We start from the raw sequence: 2,115 nt of genomic DNA, 5'->3' as shown, positions 1-2,115 counted from the left end.
CAAAAGAACTTGCTAATATTGCTGGTATTCCTCAGCCTGTAATTTCTTATATAGAAACAGGAGAAAGACTTCCTACAGAAAAACATGCCCTTGCCATAGAACAAGCAACCAATGGAGAAATAAAAAAAGAATGGCTTGTGTTTCCTGATGCATACAAAGAAGAAATAGAAAACTACCTTAACGAAAATAAACCAGTAGGAGCGGTAAAATGACTTGCTGCTGCATCCCCCTCCTCCCTGAGCAATACCTCCTAAAGGTTGGGCTTTGCCCCCTCCCAGCCTTTTCTTTTTCAGCATTTTTTTATCCTCCTGAGTATAAGAGTATGACGGGAGAGGGTAAAGATAAACTGAAAACCAAAAACAAAGCTCAGTCAAAAACTGAAGGAGAGGCTTATGTGTAAACCGGCATTTAAAGAAATAGCTGCAGATTTAGGCATGGAGCTAATACAGGAAGCAAAAGAAAAAGGATTTGACTATGAAGACTTAGCCGACCACATTGGCGGAACTAAACTAACAATGAAAGCATACCACTATGGAGACAGTACGCCATCGCTGGCAGTATTTATAGGACTTTGGAAAAAAGTTAAACCAGAAAAAATATTAAAAAAATTTGCATCATGGTCAGGCTATGCAGTCTTTAAACTTCCCCAGATAGACCAGCAAACAGCTCATCCAGTAATACTAACCAAAAAAACAGCTGTTTCACTTAAAGAGTTTTCCGAGTTTTTAGACCAAACAGGAAACGCAATTGCAGACAACAAAATAACAAAACAAGAAGCAGAGATTATAGAAAAAGAAGGCTTAGAAGCAATAGAGAAAATACTTGAGATAATCCACATAGCAAAGGAGCTGTCAAGATGAATGCTTTTGCTTTTTCTCCTCACGCTTTATTAGATAGGCTAAAATTACAGTGGCAAGAACCCCAATTAAAGAAACAAAACCAATTATCCAAGCATAATATTCCTCAACGCTCATTATCATCACCTCCTAAATATATTAAAACAGAGCCAGCTATTACATTTATTAAAAAACCACCAACAGCCATAATAACAAGCTTAAAAGTTAGCTCACCCTTTACAAAAGGCTGTAAAAGTAAAAAAACCAAAACAGCAACAGAAATATTTAAAAAAGTCTTTCCAAGCTCATTAGCAACATTTTTAAACCTGTTCATAAAAATAATTATAACCGATACTTTGAGGGCAGCAAGATGAACAAAATAACCCAAAAACAAAAAGATTACATATTAAGCCTTTGCTCAAAGTTAAAACCTGAAACCGTACACGAAATATCAAGGCAGTGGGATTTAAATAACCTTGATAACTTCACAATCGGACAGGCCAACAACCTAATAAAAGTCTTAAAAAGCCATCTACAAGCTGAAAAAGGAGTAAGGATATGAGCATAATAGCAATAGACCCGGGAATAGAAAAAACAGGATATGCAGTTGGAGCTAATAACAAAGTTCTTGAAATTGGAACTATAAAAACCTCAAAAAAAGACGGAACTGATTTTGACAGAGTTTCAAAAATAAAAGAAGCCGTAAGAGATTTAATCCTAAAACATCAAGTTAGCCTTATGCTCATAGAAGAATATCACGTTTACGGAAATCCGTTCATAACAGGCGGAAAATCACACGGAGAAAAAACCATAAAAGTAATAACAGCCTTAGAATTCTTAGCAAATGAGATACACATAGACTGTCAGCTTATACACTACAAATCATGGAAAGCAAGCTTTGACAGGATAAAACCATTAATAACAATGTCCCCAAAATTCAAAACCTTAAATAAACTTTATGAAAGCCTATTAATAAAAGCAAACTACACCCAAAAAGGCACAAAAAGAAAAGGCAAAAAAGAAGACCATGAGCTTGACGCATTTAGAATGCTAATTCCTGAAATAATTGATTTAAAAGCAGTGATTTCACAAAATTAAGGAGGTATAAAGATGAAAACACAAAAAAGACGAAAGGGATGTCAGAGCAATAGCCTTTATCCCCTTCGCAAACAAACACCATGCCAAAGAATATTTTAAAACATTTTTGAAGCCTTTCAAAAAACAAGAAGGAAAAGAGTTTACATCTGTTGGGCTATCAATGTTAATAGCTCAGTCTCAC

General features: G+C 35.2%; 6 protein-coding genes. 4 read left to right on the top strand and 2 right to left on the bottom strand.

Annotated features, from left to right (window positions below; all coding sequences use genetic code 11):
• Nucleotides 1–212 (top strand): helix-turn-helix domain-containing protein (locus HG1285_RS03695; RefSeq protein WP_008288815.1); only part of this gene is annotated, 212 nt, incomplete at its 5' end.
• Nucleotides 213–392: 180 nt separating this feature from the next.
• Nucleotides 393–860 carry a phage regulatory CII family protein gene (locus tag HG1285_RS03705; protein WP_008288813.1) on the top strand — a complete coding sequence of 156 codons (468 nt, stop codon included), beginning with the start codon at nt 393–395 and terminating at the stop codon, nt 858–860.
• On the opposite strand, the gene HG1285_RS20550 is transcribed toward HG1285_RS03705, so the two are convergent.
• On the bottom strand, nt 852–974 hold the full coding sequence (locus HG1285_RS20550; protein WP_008288812.1) for a hypothetical protein: 123 nt from the start codon (nt 972–974) through the stop codon (nt 852–854). The genes HG1285_RS03705 and HG1285_RS20550 overlap by 9 nt on opposite strands.
• A complete protein-coding gene (locus HG1285_RS03710) occupies nt 964–1,170 on the bottom strand; it encodes a hypothetical protein (protein WP_008288811.1) in 207 nt (68 codons plus the stop codon). The genes HG1285_RS20550 and HG1285_RS03710 overlap by 11 nt, the downstream gene beginning before the upstream one ends.
• 36 nt (nt 1,171–1,206) lie before the next feature.
• Here HG1285_RS03710 and HG1285_RS03715 point away from each other — a divergent pair, with 36 nt between their 5' ends.
• Together HG1285_RS03715 and HG1285_RS03720 are read left to right on the top strand one after the other, a co-directional pair.
• Entirely contained in the window at nt 1,207–1,398 is a 192-nt protein-coding gene (locus HG1285_RS03715) for a hypothetical protein (RefSeq protein WP_008288810.1), read from the top strand.
• Nucleotides 1,395–1,934 carry a crossover junction endodeoxyribonuclease RuvC gene (locus HG1285_RS03720; protein WP_008288808.1) on the top strand — a complete coding sequence of 180 codons (540 nt, stop codon included), beginning with the start codon at nt 1,395–1,397 and terminating at the stop codon, nt 1,932–1,934. The genes HG1285_RS03715 and HG1285_RS03720 overlap by 4 nt, the downstream gene beginning before the upstream one ends.
• Nucleotides 1,935–2,115 lie beyond the last annotated feature (181 nt).

The organism is Hydrogenivirga sp. 128-5-R1-1 (assembly GCF_000171895.1).
Note: the sequence above shows the minus strand (reverse complement) of the source record. Positions and strands in the feature narration are given on the sequence as shown.